Source organism: Galbibacter pacificus (assembly GCF_029603165.1).
In the GTDB taxonomy this organism is placed as follows: Bacteria; Bacteroidota; Bacteroidia; order Flavobacteriales; family Flavobacteriaceae; genus Galbibacter; species Galbibacter pacificus.
The window spans coordinates 166,781-182,429 of record NZ_JAQSVC010000006.1 but is presented as its reverse complement, the minus strand read 5'-3'; the positions used below and the strand labels follow the sequence as shown (position 1 = coordinate 182,429).

Below are 15,649 nucleotides of genomic sequence, written 5' to 3'. Positions count from 1 at the left end.
TTTCAATAATAAATTGTTAAGACTGACTTCTCTTTTTTGAAGATTCCCTGATTACTAATGATGATTTTAACACAATGTGCTTGTTGGGCAAGGCTTTTTCCTTATTCTTTATCAATTGAAGAATGAGTTCCATGGATTTTTCTGCCATCTCGGTTGTTGGTTGGGCCACAGCGGTTATTGATGGACTATATGTTTTAAACAATTCGTTATCGTCAAAAGTAATAATCCCTATCCTGTCTATTAAATCTGTATACTGCTCTTTAATAACTTTTAGGCCGGCCTGGGTTAAATAATTTGTAGCAAATAAAATGGCATCAATATCGGGGTGCTTTTTTAAAAATTCTTCAATATATACCTCACTATTATCACGTATGGCCTCATTAAAAGGTATTTCCAAGGTATAATTAGGCAAACTGTATTTATTAACAGCATTTTTATAGCCGGACAAACGATCGTCCATTTGTGATTGAGTGGCGTCAATGGTAATGTAAGCTATATTTTTAAATCCATTTTCAATAAAATGCATAATGGCCATAAAAGTAGCATCGCTATTATCGGTTATAACATAATTTGTATCAAGGGTAGGGAAATAACGGTCGAGCAAGACCAAAGGTATGTTTTCCTCAATTAACTGATTAATGGTGGTTTGTATGCCCGGCGAGGAAACAAGTATAAACCCATCTACCTGCCTAACCTTAAACAGGTTTATTAATTCTATTGTTTTTTTGTCTTCATTATCATTGCTACAAAACAATACCTTATACCCTTTTTTGTATGCCAGGTCCTCGATAAGGCGGGCCAGTTTGGCAAAGAAAAGGTTGGAAATGTCTTCTACCATAAAGACTAAAATTTTGGACTCTCCGGTACGCAGGCTCTGCGCTATTTGATTGGGCTTGTAGTTTACTTTTTTAACGTAGTCCAGAACTTTTTGTGTAAGCTCTTTGGAAATGTGTTTTTCTTCTGCTTTGTCGTTTAAAACAAATGAAACTGTAGTAACAGAAATATTAAGGTCGGACGCAATATCTTTTATTGAAACTCTTTTCTTTTTCATTATAATTTAATCATCTGTAGGGTAATTATTATGGTTTAGGGACATACTTATGCTAAAATAGCATGAACTAATATAGAAAAATATATTTTTAAACTTGTAAAAGATACCCTCAAACACAAAAAAAGACCGCCTAAAAGTAATAGGCAGCCTCTTATGTTCTCTGGATATAACAATATTTTTAATTGTTACCCCCTATTTGGTTATCGGGATCAAGATAGTCAGGGATTCCATCATCATCACTGTCGTCCGGAATGCCATCGCCATCGCCTTCGTCTATAACACCATTGTTGTTATTATCTGGCAATACATCATATTCATATTCGGTCAATATGCCATCTCCGTCATCGTCTGAGTCCATGTAATTAGGAATTCCATCTTCATCGGTATCGTCATCGCGGGGGTCTCCATTTTTATTAGGATCTTCCTTGCTCGACGGAATCCCGTCTGGAGTAGCTATATTTGACCCCGTTGTTGAATTATAGGTTACATCTTGATCGACCTCATTATATTGAAGCATATCTACTTTAAAAATCCAAGGATTATAATTTCCACTGGAGTAATATGCCAAACCTGCCGGCACAAAACAAGCTCCAATTCCATAATCTTGATTCCAAGTTAAGGTACCGTCTCCATTTTCTGCATATCCAGTACCAATGCGAAGCTTGGTTGTAAACCAAGCAAATCCTTCTGTTAAACCTCCTAAGGTAACAAAAGTAACTTCTACATCTGAAGCATCTTGTACAATTCCATTTGTATAACTTGCTTCGTATTTACATATTACTTCATCTCCCAACAAGGGGTGTTTCCCTTTATTCCCTTGCTCGTCTTCCCCTTCTCTAGCAATTAAATAATACATTTTTTGAGGAACATCCTGAATAGTAATAAGGGTATCCTTGATCTGATCGATCAAAGGGGTTTTATCTGCATTGTCGCCAGCTATCGTGTCAAAGACAATTTTATAGTCAAAATCTGCCGTAGGATTGGCAAATTCTTCATAATTATAAAAATGTGTTTTTAGGTAAGCTTGCAGTTCCACTTCATTTTCTGCCGTTACTTCTGTTAAGTCTCTTAAAACCGGTTCGTCACTCCCATCATCATCGTTGTTACATGAAATTATAAAAAGCGTTGCAATTACAACAGGTATTAAATATTTAATCTTCATCAATCTTGCTTTTATTATCAATATTAGTATATTCCACAAATTCAGGTGCGCAAGATACTATTTTCTAGTATTTTTGCTTTATCCATTAACGAAATTTTTTAATTACAGTTATGCGTATTGATAAGTATTTATGGTGTATTCGTTATTTTAAAACCCGAAATATGGCTACCGAAGCTTGCAAAAAGGGCCATGTTAGCGTTAACGAACAGACTGTAAAACCATCTCGGGAAGTATTTCCAACAGACAACATCAAACTCAGGAAAAACCAAATTAATTATCAGATTACAGTATTGGATATCCCGGAAAGCCGTGTAGGGGCCAAATTAGTAGATATTTACCGAAAAGACACCACTCCAAAAGAGGCCTTTGAACATGTTGACCTTTTAAAATATTCCAAGGACTATTACCGTAAAAAAGGGTCGGGGCGCCCTACTAAAAAAGACCGCCGGGATATTGATGATTATCTGGATGATGAGGAATGACAAACTGGACATGACCATTTTTCAACTTTAAGATTGGTCTGTCCTAAATTATAATCCTTAAATAGTATCTTTGACAAAAACTACACAAAAATGACGGCTCAACAGAATAAAATTTTAGGCCACGATGAAATTCAGCATAAAATAAAGCGAATTGCTTACCAGATATACGAAACCTATGTTGATGAAGAAGAAATTGTAATTGCAGGTATTGCCTCGGGCGGATTGGAACTGGCCAAAAAAATAAACGATGTTATATGTGAAATATCAGACATAAAAACTATTTTTTGTGAAGTCAGAATCAACAAAGAAAGTTTGCTGGAACCCGTAAACACATCACTTGCCGAAGACCTTTACAAAAACAAGGCCGTTATTTTGGTAGACGATGTACTAAACTCGGGCGGAACGCTTATCTATGCCGTGAAACATTTTTTAAATGTTCCCCTTAAAAAATTAAAAACCGTTGTTTTGGTTGACCGAAACCATAAAAGGTACCCCGTTAAAGCCGATTTTAAGGGCATTTCGCTTTCTACTTCGTTACAAGAGCACGTTTCGGTTGTTTTCAAGGCAGAAGAAGATGCTGTTTATTTAGGCTAGTTTTTCTTGTACCAATACCGCTATTTCTTCAGGCAGTTCATCGTTAACCGAAATTATGTTTGGTGACTTTAGATAAAAGAAATTTCGTTCGAACAAATGTTTCCTAATAAATTCCAGCATTTCTGCATTGGGAATATCTTTTACAAGTGGCCGTTGTTCTTTTTCGGGCAACAAACGCTCAACAAGCTTTTCGGCGGTTAGTTTTAGGTAAAAAACGTTGGGGGTTGCCTTTAATATATATTCCATATTGTTACCAAAACAAGGGGTGCCGCCACCTAAGGAAATTACTGCATCTTTATTGTCCTGCAATAACTGCTTTAAATAATTACCCTCTATTTTTCTAAAATAAATCTCGCCTTTCTGTTTAAAAATTTCCGGAATGGACAATTTCTCATTTTCAACTATATAGTCATCAAAATCTATAAATTCGAGAGACTGTTTTTTTGCCAGAATTTTACCCACGGTAGATTTTCCACTACCCATATATCCTAATAAAACTATCGTCATATATGTTACAAATTATTAATTTTCATTCAATTATATTATCCCCATAAAAAAAAGACAAATTTATATTAAAAATGGCTTGAATTATAAATAAATGGTCTTATATTTGCACCCGCTAACGGAAAAAGTTGGCACAATATTTTAAGCATTTATGCATTGACTCGATAGCTCAGTTGGTAGAGCACAACACTTTTAATGTTGGGGTCCTGGGTTCGAGCCCCAGTCGGGTCACTAAGCAAACTTTTTTAAAAATTTTTGCATTAAATAATTTTAAATAGCCTTTTTGGCTATTCTTTTTTTAGACTCGATAGCTCAGTTGGTAGAGCACAACACTTTTAATGTTGGGGTCCTGGGTTCGAGCCCCAGTCGGGTCACAAAAACTTAAAAAAGTTGAGCTTATCGCTTAACTTTTTTTATTTTAGCAAACCAAATACACCGGGGTGCTGGAACTGGTAGACAGGCATGGTTGAGGGCCATGTGTCCATTAGGGCGTGTGGGTTCGATTCCCATCTCCGGTACAAAGCGGGAGACAGCAATTATACTGTTTCCCGTTTTTTTATGCCATCTATTTATTAGAAGAATTATATAAAGTATTTTTGCAAAAGCAATCCTTGCTCCACTTATGGGAAATATTAAAACAAAACGTAAATTATTAAAATACCTTGACCAATTAGATCAACCTATCCGGTTTAATCCGTTTGTGTTTAGCAGGACTTTTTTATTATGGGCTCTTTTGGGCATCATTGGCGGGCTAATTGCCGGGATATATTGGGAAGTTTTAATTTATTTCACCCACATGCTGGCATATTTTCAGGGTTGGTACGTTATTCCTTTAATGGCAATTTGTGGGTTGATAGCCGGATTGATTATCCACTTTATTGGGGATCCCGGGGAAATACACCTTATTGTGGACAATATTAAGTTCAACAAAGGTAAACTTGACCCCAAAAACAATCCTTCCATGATTCTCTCGTCGCTCTTTTGTGTTGCATCGGGAGGGAGCTTAGGGCCAGAGGCCCCTTTGGTACAGGTTACCGGATCGACCGGAAGCTGGCTCGGAAAACTTTTCCGGTTGAAGGGAGAAGAACTCCGTTCCCTCAGTATTGCCGGGATGGCTTCGGGATTTACTGCTTTATTTGGCGCTCCCTTGGGCGGGAGTTTGTTTTCCTTGGAAATACTTAACCACAAACATGCTCTGGAATATTACAAGGCCATTGTTCCCGCTTTGGTAGCAAGCTGTTTTAGCTATATTGTCTTTGCTTTTATTGCCCATTTGGGTTTTGGGGCCACATGGAACTTTAATACATATCAAGTAACCAGTATTTTCGATTTTGGGTATGCCGTGCTCGTGGCCATTGCCGCAACCGCCATTGGATGGCTTTTTATTTATTGCACCAAGTTCTTTAAACAGCTTTTTAACAGGTTCCCGCTTCCTATTTTTATAAAAACCATGATCGGTGGCCTGCTACTGGGCATAATCGCTTTTTATTTGCCTATTACAAGATATTTCGGGCATCATCAAATAAATGAATTGCTAACTGAAAATTTTTCTTTGGCAATGTTATCCTGTATATTAATTTTCAAACTAATTGCAATTTCAATTACTGTTACTTCGGGATGGAGGGGCGGTTTTATTATCCCGCTATTTTTTGTGGGCTCGACATTAGGAATTATACTTCATCAACTTTTTCCAAACATAAACATGGCCATGGCCATGGTAAGCTGCATGGCAGCTATTAATGTTTGTGTTACCCGAACCCCCATGAGCACAACCATTTTATTGAGTACTTTAACGGGGTTCGATTTTTTTATCCCGATTCTATTTGCAAGTCTAACCGGTTATTTTCTTGCTCCTAAAATCCCCTTTATACATACTCAAATGGAAAAGAACAAAAAAGGATAAAAGCTATGAAAACCGATATTCAATCTATAGACGATATCAAGTTACTGGTAGACACTTTTTATGGCGAAATTCGTAAAGACCCTATTTTAAGTCCTATTTTCAATAATGTCATCCAAGATCAGTGGCCAAAACATTTGGAGAAAATGTACCGGTTTTGGGAAACTGTTTTATCAGAAAACCACACCTATTTTGGAAGTCCATTTGCCCCACATGCAAAACTCCCTGTTTCCAAGGAGCATTTTGACAGATGGAAATTCCTGTTCTTTACAACTGTTGACTCCTTATTTATTGGAGAAAAAGCTTCTGAAGCCAAATGGCGTGCCGAAAAAATGGCCGAAATGTTTCAACATAAAATAGCCTACCTTAGCAAACTATAAAAACAGCACATTTACCAAAATTGTTCCCAGCCAGCCCTTACGTAAGGTGCTTTAAAATATCCTCGGTCATTTCGTCCAGATTATAATCGGGTTGCCAATTCCAATCCAAACGGGCCTTTGTATCGTCTATGCTATCTGGCCATGTTGAAGCAATGTCCTGCCTAAAATCGGGCGTGTACGCTATTTTAAAATCGGGATAATGCTTCAATAATGAAGCATAAATTTCTTTTGGCGAAAAGCTCAAAGCAGAAATATTATAAGAAGACCGGACACTGACATCTTCCTTTGGTGCGTCCATGAGCTGAAGCGTTGCCTTAATTGCATCGGGCATGTACATCATGGGCAGATACGTATCTTCTTTTAAAAAACAATCAAAATCTTCTTTATTTATGGCTGCCCTATAAATATCTACCGCATAATCTGTGGTACCACCACCGCCTACAGATTTATAACCTATAAGCCCGGGATAACGAAGGCTTCTTACATCTACCCCATATTTTTCAAAATAATAGGCGCACCAACGCTCTCCTGCCAGTTTTGATATCCCGTAAACCGTTGTGGGATCCATTACACATTCCTGTGGGGTGTTGTCCATTGGGGTGTTCTTACCAAAAACCGCAATAGAGGAAGGCCAGTATATTTTTTCTATTTTACCGTTTTTGGCCATTTCCAGCACATTTAAAAGACTGTCCATGTTTAATTTCCATGTGAAAAGCGGATTCTTCTCCCCCACTGCCGATAAAATGGCCGCCAGATGGTAAACTGTAGACACGTCATACTCTTCAACAAGTTTTGAAAACCGATCAACATCTAAAACATCCAGCACTTCAAAACTACAAAAGGTATATTTTTCAGCAGCCTTTTCATTAATATCCGTTGCTATAACATTCTCGTTCCCGTATTTTTGCGCCAATGCCGCGGTTAATTCGGTTCCCAATTGTCCTCCAGCCCCAGTAATAAGTATTTTCCCCATATAAAAAATTAAAAGATTCCTAAAAAAACAAGACTTTGAAATGCTCTTTTTTTCACATTCGCAAATATCTTTATTTTTTGGTCAGGATTTAAATAAAATACCCGGTTTTTTTATAAGATTATTTTTTTTACTTTACTTGCCATAATTTCGTATATAGCATTTTTGGCAAACGACTTCCCTTAGACCTACAAAATTGCTATTTTTGTTTAAACAGTTTTCCCTTAAAATGAATGCCATAAAAGATCATTTCAGCATTAAAGACCTTGAAAACCTCTCAGGGATCAAGGCTCATACAATCAGGATTTGGGAAAAAAGATACCGTTTGTTGTCCCCTAAAAGGACCAATACCAATATTCGTTTTTACACCTTAAAAAGCTTGCAAAAATTATTGAACGTTGCATCGCTCTATAACCATGGCTACAAAATTTCTAAAATTGCCAAAATCCCCGAAAACGAAATACCTGTACTGGTCAGGGAAATAGCATCTATAAGCAACAACAAAGGGCATTCTTTAAACGATATAAAAATGGCCATGATGAATTTTGATCAGGCTCTTTTTTACAATGCATACAATAATTTAATTTCAGAAAAATCTTTTAGGGATGTGTTTTTTGAAGTATTTATACCTTTTTTAAACGACCTAGGTATTTTATGGCAAACCGATACCATTTCGCCGGCACACGAACATTTTATATCTAATTTGATAAAGCAAAAAATTATTGCCAACACAGAGAAACTTCAGCAAATAACCCCTGTTTACGAGGAGCCTGTTTTTGTTCTTTTCTTGCCGAACAACGAGGTGCACGAAATTGGGCTTTTGTATATAAATTACGAAATTATGCTGAGGGGGTATAAGTCTATTTATTTAGGTCAATCTGTCCCGATGGAAGGGCTGCAAAACATTGCAATGCATTACAGCAAGGTAATATTTATATCATATTTTACCATTGCCCCTTCTGCAAACGATCTTGCTTCTTATATAAAAAACCTAAATATGTGCGTGAACGCCAATACCCAGCACCCAATATGGGTTTTAGGAAGTCAAACAAAAAATGCTGATCTTTCTTTATTTAAAAATGTATCAAGGTTTAGTAGATTGGATGATGTTGTAAAAAAATTACAAGGCCAGTTTTAGTCAAATATATAAGCTTCAATAAAAATATTCGTACCCATAACTATTCAACTATCAACCCATCCAACAATTCCCGAACCTTTTTGCTGTTCCAGTCCGCAGCACCTGTTTTATCGATAATAATTTTTCCTTTTTTGTCAATAAGATAAGTTGTAGGCATTGAAGAAGCATTGATTTTATCGGGAACTGGAGAAAGCGGGATAAAGACCGGGAAGTTATAATGATGTTTGTCCAGAAACGTTGTAACGGCCTTTGGGTTTTCATTGGTAACAAATAAAAATAGTACGTCGTTTTTATAATCGGCATATAAATCTTGTAGGGAAGGCATTTCGGCAATACAAGGCGGGCACCAAGTTGCCCAAAAATTTATCAGCACAACTTTACCTTTGGCTTCATTGAAGTTATAATTTTCACCACTTATTGTTTGCAGCTTCCATTGATAATCCTCGATAATTTCCCGTTTATTTTCAGAAACTACAGACGGGGCAAAAGACAACCACCTGTTAATGTATACTTTTACCCCTGTTCCAACAGGCGTAAAAACCAACAAGGCTATTACCAGCAATAGGATTATATTTTGAACCTGATTTTTTGTTACTTTCATACCAAATCAACTCATCAAAAAAGAGCGCTTCATTATATACAAAGGTACGCCTTTTTAATTCAACCTTTTCTTTGCCTGTTTACGGTACCCGTAGGGAAGCTATAAAAATAAATTGCTAATACGTTTAATTCTCTTTTTTATTTTTTCTGAATTTTCCAAGCTTATTTTCAGTCATAAAAATTGAAAGTATTAAAAAAATTATCCATAAAAAAAACGTGCCCAAAATTGAAACAACAAAACCAAAAACAATGAACAATGCAAACCCTACAACTATAGACAAAACACTGAATTTCAATAAAACCCTTGGCCAATACGAGTTTGCCAACCGCCATGATTCAATGTTCGCCATCGATTTTTTAGTTCGGTACCCATATAAATAATTAATATTTTCTCGCATAAAATACGAAAACAAGAACAAAAAAAGCTCTCGAAAATTCGAGAGCTTTATATAATTATTTTAAAAAATCTTACTTATTAAGCATTTTGCTTTTTAATAAGGTTCAATGCAGAACCTTGATTAAACCATGCAATTTGCGAGTTGTTGTAAGAATGATTCAATTTTATAACGTCTTTAGACCCATCGGCATGGACAACTTCAACATTTAAAGGTTTGTCCGGAGCAAATTCATTAAGATCCAGGAAATTAAATGTATCGTCTTCTTGAATTAAATCGTAATCGCTTTCATTTGCAAAGGTAAGCCCTAACATTCCTTGTTTTTTAAGGTTTGTTTCGTGGATACGTGCAAACGATTTTACAATTACAGCGGCAACGCCCAAATGCCTGGGTTCCATAGCTGCATGCTCGCGGGAGGATCCTTCTCCATAGTTATGGTCTCCCACAACAATTGAATAAACACCCTTGGCTTTATAGGCACGTGCCACATCGGGAACTCCTTGGTATTCGCCTGTTAATTGGTTTTTAACAAAATTGGTTTTCTTACCAAAAGCATTTACGGCACCGATAAGCATGTTGTTTGAAATATTATCGAGGTGACCACGGTAACGCAACCAAGGACCGGCCATGGAAATATGGTCGGTAGTACATTTCCCAAATGCTTTAATCAATAGTTTAGCACCTTTAATTTCATCACCAATTGGCTCAAAAGGCGTTAACAATTGAAGCCTTTCGGATGTAGGGCTTACAACCACCTCTACCTTACTGCCATCTACAACTGGCTCTACATATCCTGCATCTTCTACTGCAAAACCTTGTGTTGGCAATTCTAAACCGTTAGGCTCGTCTAATTTTACTTCTTCTCCATTTTCATTAATCAATGTATCTGTCATCGGGTCGAAGTCCAAACGCCCTGAAATTGCAATTGCGGCAACCATTTCTGGCGATCCAACAAATGCGTGCGTATTTGGGTTACCATCGGCACGTTTAGAGAAGTTTCTGTTAAAAGAGTGTACAATGGTATTTTTTTCTTCTCCCTTTAAATCGCTTCTGTCCCATTGTCCAATACATGGTCCGCATGCGTTTGTAAATACGGTAGCGTCAAGATCTTCAAAAATCTTCAAAATCCCGTCACGCTCTGCGGTATATCTAATTTGTTCTGATCCCGGGTTGATACCAAAATCTGATTTAGGTTTTATTTTTTTATCAACGGCCTGTTTTGCAATGGAAGCCGCACGTGTTAAATCTTCATATGAAGAATTGGTACAAGAGCCTATTAGACCCCAATCAACTTTAATTGGCCAACCGTTTTCTTTTGCCTTTTCGCCAAGTTGCCCTACCGGAGTTGCCAAATCTGGCGTAAAAGGCCCATTTAAGTGCGGACGCAGTTCATCAAGGTTTATTTCGATCAATTCATCAAAATATTGTTCAGGTTTTGCATATACCTCGTCATCTCCGGTTAAATATTCGCGTACTTTATTCGCGGCATCGGCTATATCTGCTCTATCTGTTGCGCGAAGGTAGCGCTCCATGGAATCGTCATACCCAAAAGTAGAAGTTGTGGCGCCTACTTCGGCACCCATGTTGCAAATGGTCCCTTTACCGGTACAAGAAAGGTTTTTGGCGCCTTCGCCAAAATATTCTATAATAGCTCCGGTCCCTCCTTTTACGGTTAATATTCCAGCAACTTTCAGGATTACATCTTTTGCAGATGTCCAACCGTTTAGTTTTCCGGTTAACTTAACCCCAATAAGTTTAGGGAATTTTAATTCCCAGGCCATTCCTGCCATAACATCCACGGCATCTGCTCCACCAACTCCAATGGCTACCATTCCCAATCCTCCGGCATTTACCGTATGAGAATCGGTACCAATCATCATTCCGCCCGGAAATGCATAATTTTCAAGCACAACCTGATGAATAATTCCGGCTCCCGGTTTCCAGAAACCTATTCCATATTTATTTGATACTGAACCAAGAAAATCGAATACTTCATTACTTGTCTCGTTTGCACGTTTTAAATCTTGGGCAGCTCCTTGTTTTGCCTGAATTAAGTGATCGCAATGCACTGTTGTGGGAACTGCTACTTTAGCCTTTCCGGCCTGCATAAATTGCAACAATGCCATTTGTGCCGTTGCATCCTGACAAGCAATTCTATCGGGTGCAAAATCCACGTAATCTTTACCTCTTGTAAATGCTTTGGTTGGCATCCCGTCCCAAAGGTGAGCATAAAGTATTTTTTCTGATAAGGTTAACGGCTTACCTGTAAGCTCACGAGCCTTATCGACCCGCTCTGCCATGGAAGCATAAACCTCCTTAATCATATCAATATCAAAAGCCATATTATTGTATATTATTTAATTTGAAAGTCCTGCGAAAATACGAAAAACCCCAGAGTTATTAAAGTTTTTAAGAAAACATTCGGTTATGATGGAAGTTTTGAAAAAAAGTCAGCCAAAATTTAAAATCGGAGGATTTTATTTAAAATAAAAAGTTGATTTTTACGATTTAATCAATTTAATGATTCTAAAAAACAAAGCTCCTCAACAAAACATTTCTTTGATTATCAAAGTCGTAGTATTTTGTTAAAAAAACAGTGTTGCCAAGTGGAAGAATGACCGTTAAAAAAGGGATGAAATAATTTTTTCTACTGAAAGCCCTTCGGCATCGGCCTTGTAATTTTTTATCACTCGATGCCTTAAAATACCATTGGCCACCACCTGAACATCTTCTATATCGGGAGAGAATTTTCCGTTAATAACTGCATGTGCTTTGGCGGCCAAGATTAAATTTTGAGAAGCCCTTGGTCCCGCGCCCCAATCTACATAATTATTAACCAACTCGGTTGACAATTTACTATTAGGCCTTGTTTTTCCAACTAATTTAACAGCATATTCCACCACATTGTCTGCAACGGGAACACGACGGATTAAATGCTGGATTTCTACAATTTCGTTTGCCGAAAACAACGGAGTTACGTTTTTAACTTCGTCTGAAGTGGTGGACTTTACCACGGCAATCTCTTCTTCAAATGACGGATAACCCAACTCTATGGCAAACATAAACCGGTCCAGCTGTGCCTCGGGCAATGGGTACGTACCTTCTTGCTCGATGGGGTTTTGGGTTGCCAACACAAAATATGGCAGGTCCAGTTTATAGTGGTTTCCACCAACCGTTACCGCACGTTCCTGCATGGCTTCCAATAGTGCGGATTGTGTTTTTGGCGGGGTTCTATTAATCTCGTCGGCAAGGATTATATTTGCAAAAACGGGGCCTTTTAAAAATTTAAAATTCCGGTCGTTGTCCAGCACCTCGCTCCCTAGAATATCGCTCGGCATTAAATCTGGAGTAAATTGTATTCTCTTAAAGTTTAAGCCCAATGCCGCGGCTATGGTGTTTACCATTAAAGTTTTTGCCAGACCGGGTACCCCTATTAAAAGGGAGTGGCCTCCGGAATATATGGACAAAAGTATTTCGTTAACAACTTTTTCCTGGCCAATTATAATCTTGGCAATCTCTTTTTTAAGGGCACTGTGCTTCTTAACCAGATTTTCTACGGCAGTAACGTCGGACATTCTTTTTTATTTTTTCAACCAATTATTGGCAAAATCGCAACCTTTGCTATCGGGGGCTACGCTTATATATGTATCTTTAATTTTTTCGTCCATCCATTCGGCAATCTCTTTAAACTGCTTTTCCTTTAAGGCCAGTTCTTTAATTTTTACATAATCTTGCGAATAATCTGCCTTATGCGATTTATATCTTTTTATAACTTTTAATAATTTAAATTGGATACCGGTTCTCGTTTCTTCCTGTAAAGGTTGGGAAATTTGATCTCCTTGCAAATCACTGATCTGGCTGTATAGGGTGGGATCCATTTTGGTGAGCTCGAATTTAGTATCGAATGTTTCTGGGTTTCTTAAAACCCCACCATCGAAACGGGTTTCTTTTTCATCTGAAAAATTTCTGGCTGCTTCAGCAAATGTAAATTCGCCGTCCAAAATCTTGGTACGTATTTTTGCCAGTTCGTCTTTGGTTTCCTCGATGGCTTCCGCAGAAATTTTTGGTCTTAACAGTATATGGCGCACATCGCGTTCTTGGCCCCTTATTTTTTCAACATAAATAATATGGTAGCCAAATTCGGTTTTAAAGGGCTCTGAGATTTCGCCTTCATTTGTACTAAAAGCAACGTCCTTGAATTCTTGTACAAAACCAGAGTTTTTGCTCAATTTATATATACCGCCATTACTGTTCTTCCCGGGGTCTTCAGAATAGAGTGTTTGCTTTATGGCAAAGCTGGAACCGTTTTCTTCAACATCCCTTTTGTATTCCTTTAATTTATCGATGGTTTCCTTAACTTCTGCTTCAGATGGTTCGGGGACTTTAACAATTTGCGCAATTTCTACTTCATCTCCAAAAACAGGGCGCTCATCTTCGGCAAGGCTGTTATACCATTGCCGTACTTCTTCTGGCGTAATCTCTATTTCTTCTACTACTTTGGCTTGCATGCGCTGCGACAATTGCTGAGATTTTACAATTTCAAACAGTTCTTCCCTAAAACTCTGTTCGTCGTCTTTTCGGTAAAATTCCAAAAGTTTTTCCATGGAACCGACCTGCGACACCAAAAAGTCCATTTGCCTGTCTACGGTACTGTTTACCTCGGCATCGGTAACCACAATACTGTCTTGAATGGCCTGATGTGCATATAGCTTGTCTTCCATTAATTTCCCAAGCACCTGGCAACGTGTTATGTTTTTTGTTGAGACACCTTGGGTTTGCATATCAATGAAGCTTTTATCGATATCGGATTCTAAAATTACATACTCTCCAACTACGGCCGCAACCCCATCTACTTTTTCCCGTGTATTGTCTATTTTTACGGTGTCTTTTAAACTGGCTGTTGCCGCCCCAACATTTGTTGTGTCGTTACTTACCAATAAATCGGGAGATTCCACAGCCACCGAATCTACTTGGGTTTCTTGGGCTAAAAGTGGATTTATTATAAACATCAACATACATCCTACAACATATAAAGCTTTGTTCATTTTTGTCATTTTATTTTTGCTTATTTTTTTTATTCTCAAATACTTCAAACTCTTTTTTTCGAGTAGCTTCATCCAAAAGATCTTTTTCAAGATTTTTTATAAATTCCAATTTTCTCTTGTTCAATATAATTTTTTTCACCGTTGGGATTACATATTCCAAAGGGGCTGTTTGGCTTCTATTAAGCACTTCATTTACAGTGACCAAATATACTCCTAAAGAATCGGAAAGCTCAAAAAAATGTGATTTTTTTAAATATTCGTCTTTGTTTTCGGGTGTAAGGCCGGGTATTTTTTTTACTACGGAAGACGATTTAACCCATACTGAATCGTTGAAGGAATAGGCCCTGAACTTCAGCTCTGAGTTTTGTAGGTACATGCGGCCATCTTCATCGTATTTTTTAAAAGCTTCCCGTACCATTTTAATATCGGGGTAATCTTCTGAAACGTTTACATACCTAATCTTGACCAGATCCTCGTTTAGTTTAAAATTGTTTTTATGGGCTTCATAAAAGCTTTCGGCAGCCTCTTCAGATACCGATGTGTCCATAGATTTTGCTACAATGCCCTCTTTGTAGGCGTTGGTGTATAGGTCTGCCCTGTATTGCTTTACCAGATCTTCGAACTGAGCCTGTTTCTCTTCCGTAAGGTTAATCTTAGCCCGCTCCAGCAATATTTGCTCCTGCGCCCAATTTTGGATATAGTTGTTCACCACAATCAAACTGTCTTCGGCCGTGATATTTTTATTCAGTATTTTTTGAAGATCAGATTTGTAGAGGTAATTTTCACCTACCCTGGCCACTGGCTCTTCAACAGGTTCTGAAACGAACAAATTACAAGAAACAAGAAGGGTTGCCGTTATAATTAAAATAAAAAATTTATGCATTATTAAGTACTATTCTTAAAGCTTATGCCCCATTCGGACAAAAATAACAATTAGCCTATATAAATCAAGGATTTTAACAACGCTATAAGATAGTTTTGGGATAGATTTTTAGCTACTTTTACCAAAAAAGATTCAGATAAACTATGGAACACATAAAAATGATATGGGATTTTAGAAGCCCCGCGGCATTAAAAACAGCCCAGCATTATGAAGTTCACCTAAAGGAATTCATGGAAATGGACAAAATCCCTTTTTTGAAGACCGGCCATGAAGTAATAACCCCCAACGAGCATGCCATTGCTTATCTTGTTGTGGAAAAAGAATATCTAATTCCGTTACGAAATAAGCTAAAACCACACCGCGGGGTATATTACAAAGAGGGGTAATTTTTTTTGGTTTTTGGTTTCAGGTTTTTGGTTGTTATGCTGTTATGTTGCTATCATGCTATGTTGTTGAGGGTAGTTGAGAGTCCAGAGTTGAGAGTTGTAGCCCCTAATAACCAATAACAGTTAACAAATAACAATTCCCCAATCCCTTTTCACTAA

Annotated in this window: 16 protein-coding genes and 3 tRNA genes; 9 read left to right on the top strand and 10 right to left on the bottom strand. The window is 37.5% G+C overall.

Annotation, left to right across the window (positions count from 1 at the left end):
* Positions 1–16 precede the first annotated feature (16 nt).
* On the bottom strand, positions 17–1,051 hold the full coding sequence (locus PSF86_RS15790; RefSeq protein WP_277901057.1) for a LacI family DNA-binding transcriptional regulator: 1,035 nt from the start codon (positions 1,049–1,051) through the stop codon (positions 17–19).
* 178 nt (positions 1,052–1,229) lie between these two features.
* Positions 1,230–2,213 (bottom strand): FKBP-type peptidyl-prolyl cis-trans isomerase, encoded by a 984-nt coding sequence (locus PSF86_RS15785; protein WP_277901056.1) that lies wholly within the window; start codon positions 2,211–2,213, stop codon positions 1,230–1,232.
* Positions 2,214–2,323: 110 nt separating this feature from the next.
* Here PSF86_RS15785 and PSF86_RS15780 point away from each other — a divergent pair, with 110 nt between their 5' ends.
* Positions 2,324–2,695 carry an RNA-binding S4 domain-containing protein gene (locus tag PSF86_RS15780; RefSeq protein WP_277901055.1) on the top strand — a complete coding sequence of 124 codons (372 nt, stop codon included), beginning with the start codon at positions 2,324–2,326 and terminating at the stop codon, positions 2,693–2,695.
* Between the two features lie 90 nt (positions 2,696–2,785).
* Positions 2,786–3,289, top strand: a complete 504-nt coding sequence (locus PSF86_RS15775) for a phosphoribosyltransferase family protein (protein ID WP_277901054.1) — start codon at positions 2,786–2,788, stop codon at positions 3,287–3,289.
* On the opposite strand, the gene PSF86_RS15770 is transcribed toward PSF86_RS15775, so the two are convergent.
* On the bottom strand, positions 3,281–3,796 hold the full coding sequence (locus PSF86_RS15770) for a shikimate kinase (protein WP_277901053.1): 516 nt from the start codon (positions 3,794–3,796) through the stop codon (positions 3,281–3,283). The two genes, PSF86_RS15775 and PSF86_RS15770, sit on opposite strands and share 9 nt — an antisense overlap.
* Before the next feature lie 155 nt (positions 3,797–3,951).
* Between PSF86_RS15770 and PSF86_RS15765 the strand changes: the two genes are divergently transcribed.
* The 5 genes from PSF86_RS15765 (at position 3,952) to PSF86_RS15745 (ending at position 6,073) form a co-directional block, all read left to right on the top strand.
* A tRNA-Lys gene (locus tag PSF86_RS15765) sits at positions 3,952–4,024 on the top strand.
* Between the two features lie 70 nt (positions 4,025–4,094).
* Positions 4,095–4,167: transfer RNA gene (locus tag PSF86_RS15760), tRNA-Lys, on the top strand.
* Between the two features lie 60 nt (positions 4,168–4,227).
* A tRNA-Leu gene (locus PSF86_RS15755) sits at positions 4,228–4,311 on the top strand.
* Positions 4,312–4,415: 104 nt separating this feature from the next.
* On the top strand, positions 4,416–5,696 hold the full coding sequence (locus PSF86_RS15750; RefSeq protein ID WP_277901052.1) for a chloride channel protein: 1,281 nt from the start codon (positions 4,416–4,418) through the stop codon (positions 5,694–5,696).
* 5 nt (positions 5,697–5,701) lie between these two features.
* Positions 5,702–6,073 (top strand): group III truncated hemoglobin, encoded by a 372-nt coding sequence (locus tag PSF86_RS15745; RefSeq protein ID WP_277901051.1) that lies wholly within the window; start codon positions 5,702–5,704, stop codon positions 6,071–6,073.
* 37 nt (positions 6,074–6,110) lie between these two features.
* Here PSF86_RS15745 and PSF86_RS15740 read toward each other — a convergent pair whose 3' ends face one another.
* Entirely contained in the window at positions 6,111–7,046 is a 936-nt protein-coding gene (locus tag PSF86_RS15740; RefSeq protein ID WP_277901050.1) for an NAD-dependent epimerase/dehydratase family protein, read from the bottom strand.
* Positions 7,047–7,272: 226 nt separating this feature from the next.
* Between PSF86_RS15740 and PSF86_RS15735 the strand changes: the two genes are divergently transcribed.
* Positions 7,273–8,181 (top strand): MerR family transcriptional regulator, encoded by a 909-nt coding sequence (locus PSF86_RS15735; protein ID WP_277901049.1) that lies wholly within the window; start codon positions 7,273–7,275, stop codon positions 8,179–8,181.
* A 40-nt stretch (positions 8,182–8,221) separates the two neighbouring features.
* Here the strand turns inward: PSF86_RS15735 and PSF86_RS15730 are convergent, their stop codons facing one another.
* The 6 genes from PSF86_RS15730 to PSF86_RS15705 form a co-directional block, all read right to left on the bottom strand.
* On the bottom strand, positions 8,222–8,782 hold the full coding sequence (locus tag PSF86_RS15730) for a TlpA family protein disulfide reductase (RefSeq protein ID WP_277901048.1): 561 nt from the start codon (positions 8,780–8,782) through the stop codon (positions 8,222–8,224).
* A gap of 124 nt (positions 8,783–8,906) precedes the next feature.
* Positions 8,907–9,131, bottom strand: a complete 225-nt coding sequence (locus PSF86_RS17905; protein ID WP_407933337.1) for an SdpI family protein — start codon at positions 9,129–9,131, stop codon at positions 8,907–8,909.
* Between the two features lie 125 nt (positions 9,132–9,256).
* The gene (locus PSF86_RS15720) at positions 9,257–11,518 is read right to left on the bottom strand and encodes an aconitate hydratase (protein WP_277901046.1); all 2,262 of its coding nucleotides are present in this window, start codon (positions 11,516–11,518) and stop codon (positions 9,257–9,259) included.
* Positions 11,519–11,797: 279 nt separating this feature from the next.
* Positions 11,798–12,751 (bottom strand): AAA family ATPase, encoded by a 954-nt coding sequence (locus PSF86_RS15715; RefSeq protein ID WP_277901045.1) that lies wholly within the window; start codon positions 12,749–12,751, stop codon positions 11,798–11,800.
* A gap of 6 nt (positions 12,752–12,757) precedes the next feature.
* Positions 12,758–14,221, bottom strand: coding sequence for a peptidylprolyl isomerase (locus PSF86_RS15710; RefSeq protein WP_277901044.1), 1,464 nt, complete (start codon positions 14,219–14,221; stop codon positions 12,758–12,760).
* Between the two features lie 10 nt (positions 14,222–14,231).
* A complete protein-coding gene (locus PSF86_RS15705; protein WP_277901043.1) occupies positions 14,232–15,104 on the bottom strand; it encodes a peptidyl-prolyl cis-trans isomerase in 873 nt (290 codons plus the stop codon).
* A 143-nt stretch (positions 15,105–15,247) separates the two neighbouring features.
* Between PSF86_RS15705 and PSF86_RS15700 the strand changes: the two genes are divergently transcribed.
* A complete protein-coding gene (locus tag PSF86_RS15700; RefSeq protein ID WP_277901042.1) occupies positions 15,248–15,490 on the top strand; it encodes a hypothetical protein in 243 nt (80 codons plus the stop codon).
* The last annotated feature ends 159 nt before the right edge of the window (positions 15,491–15,649 follow it).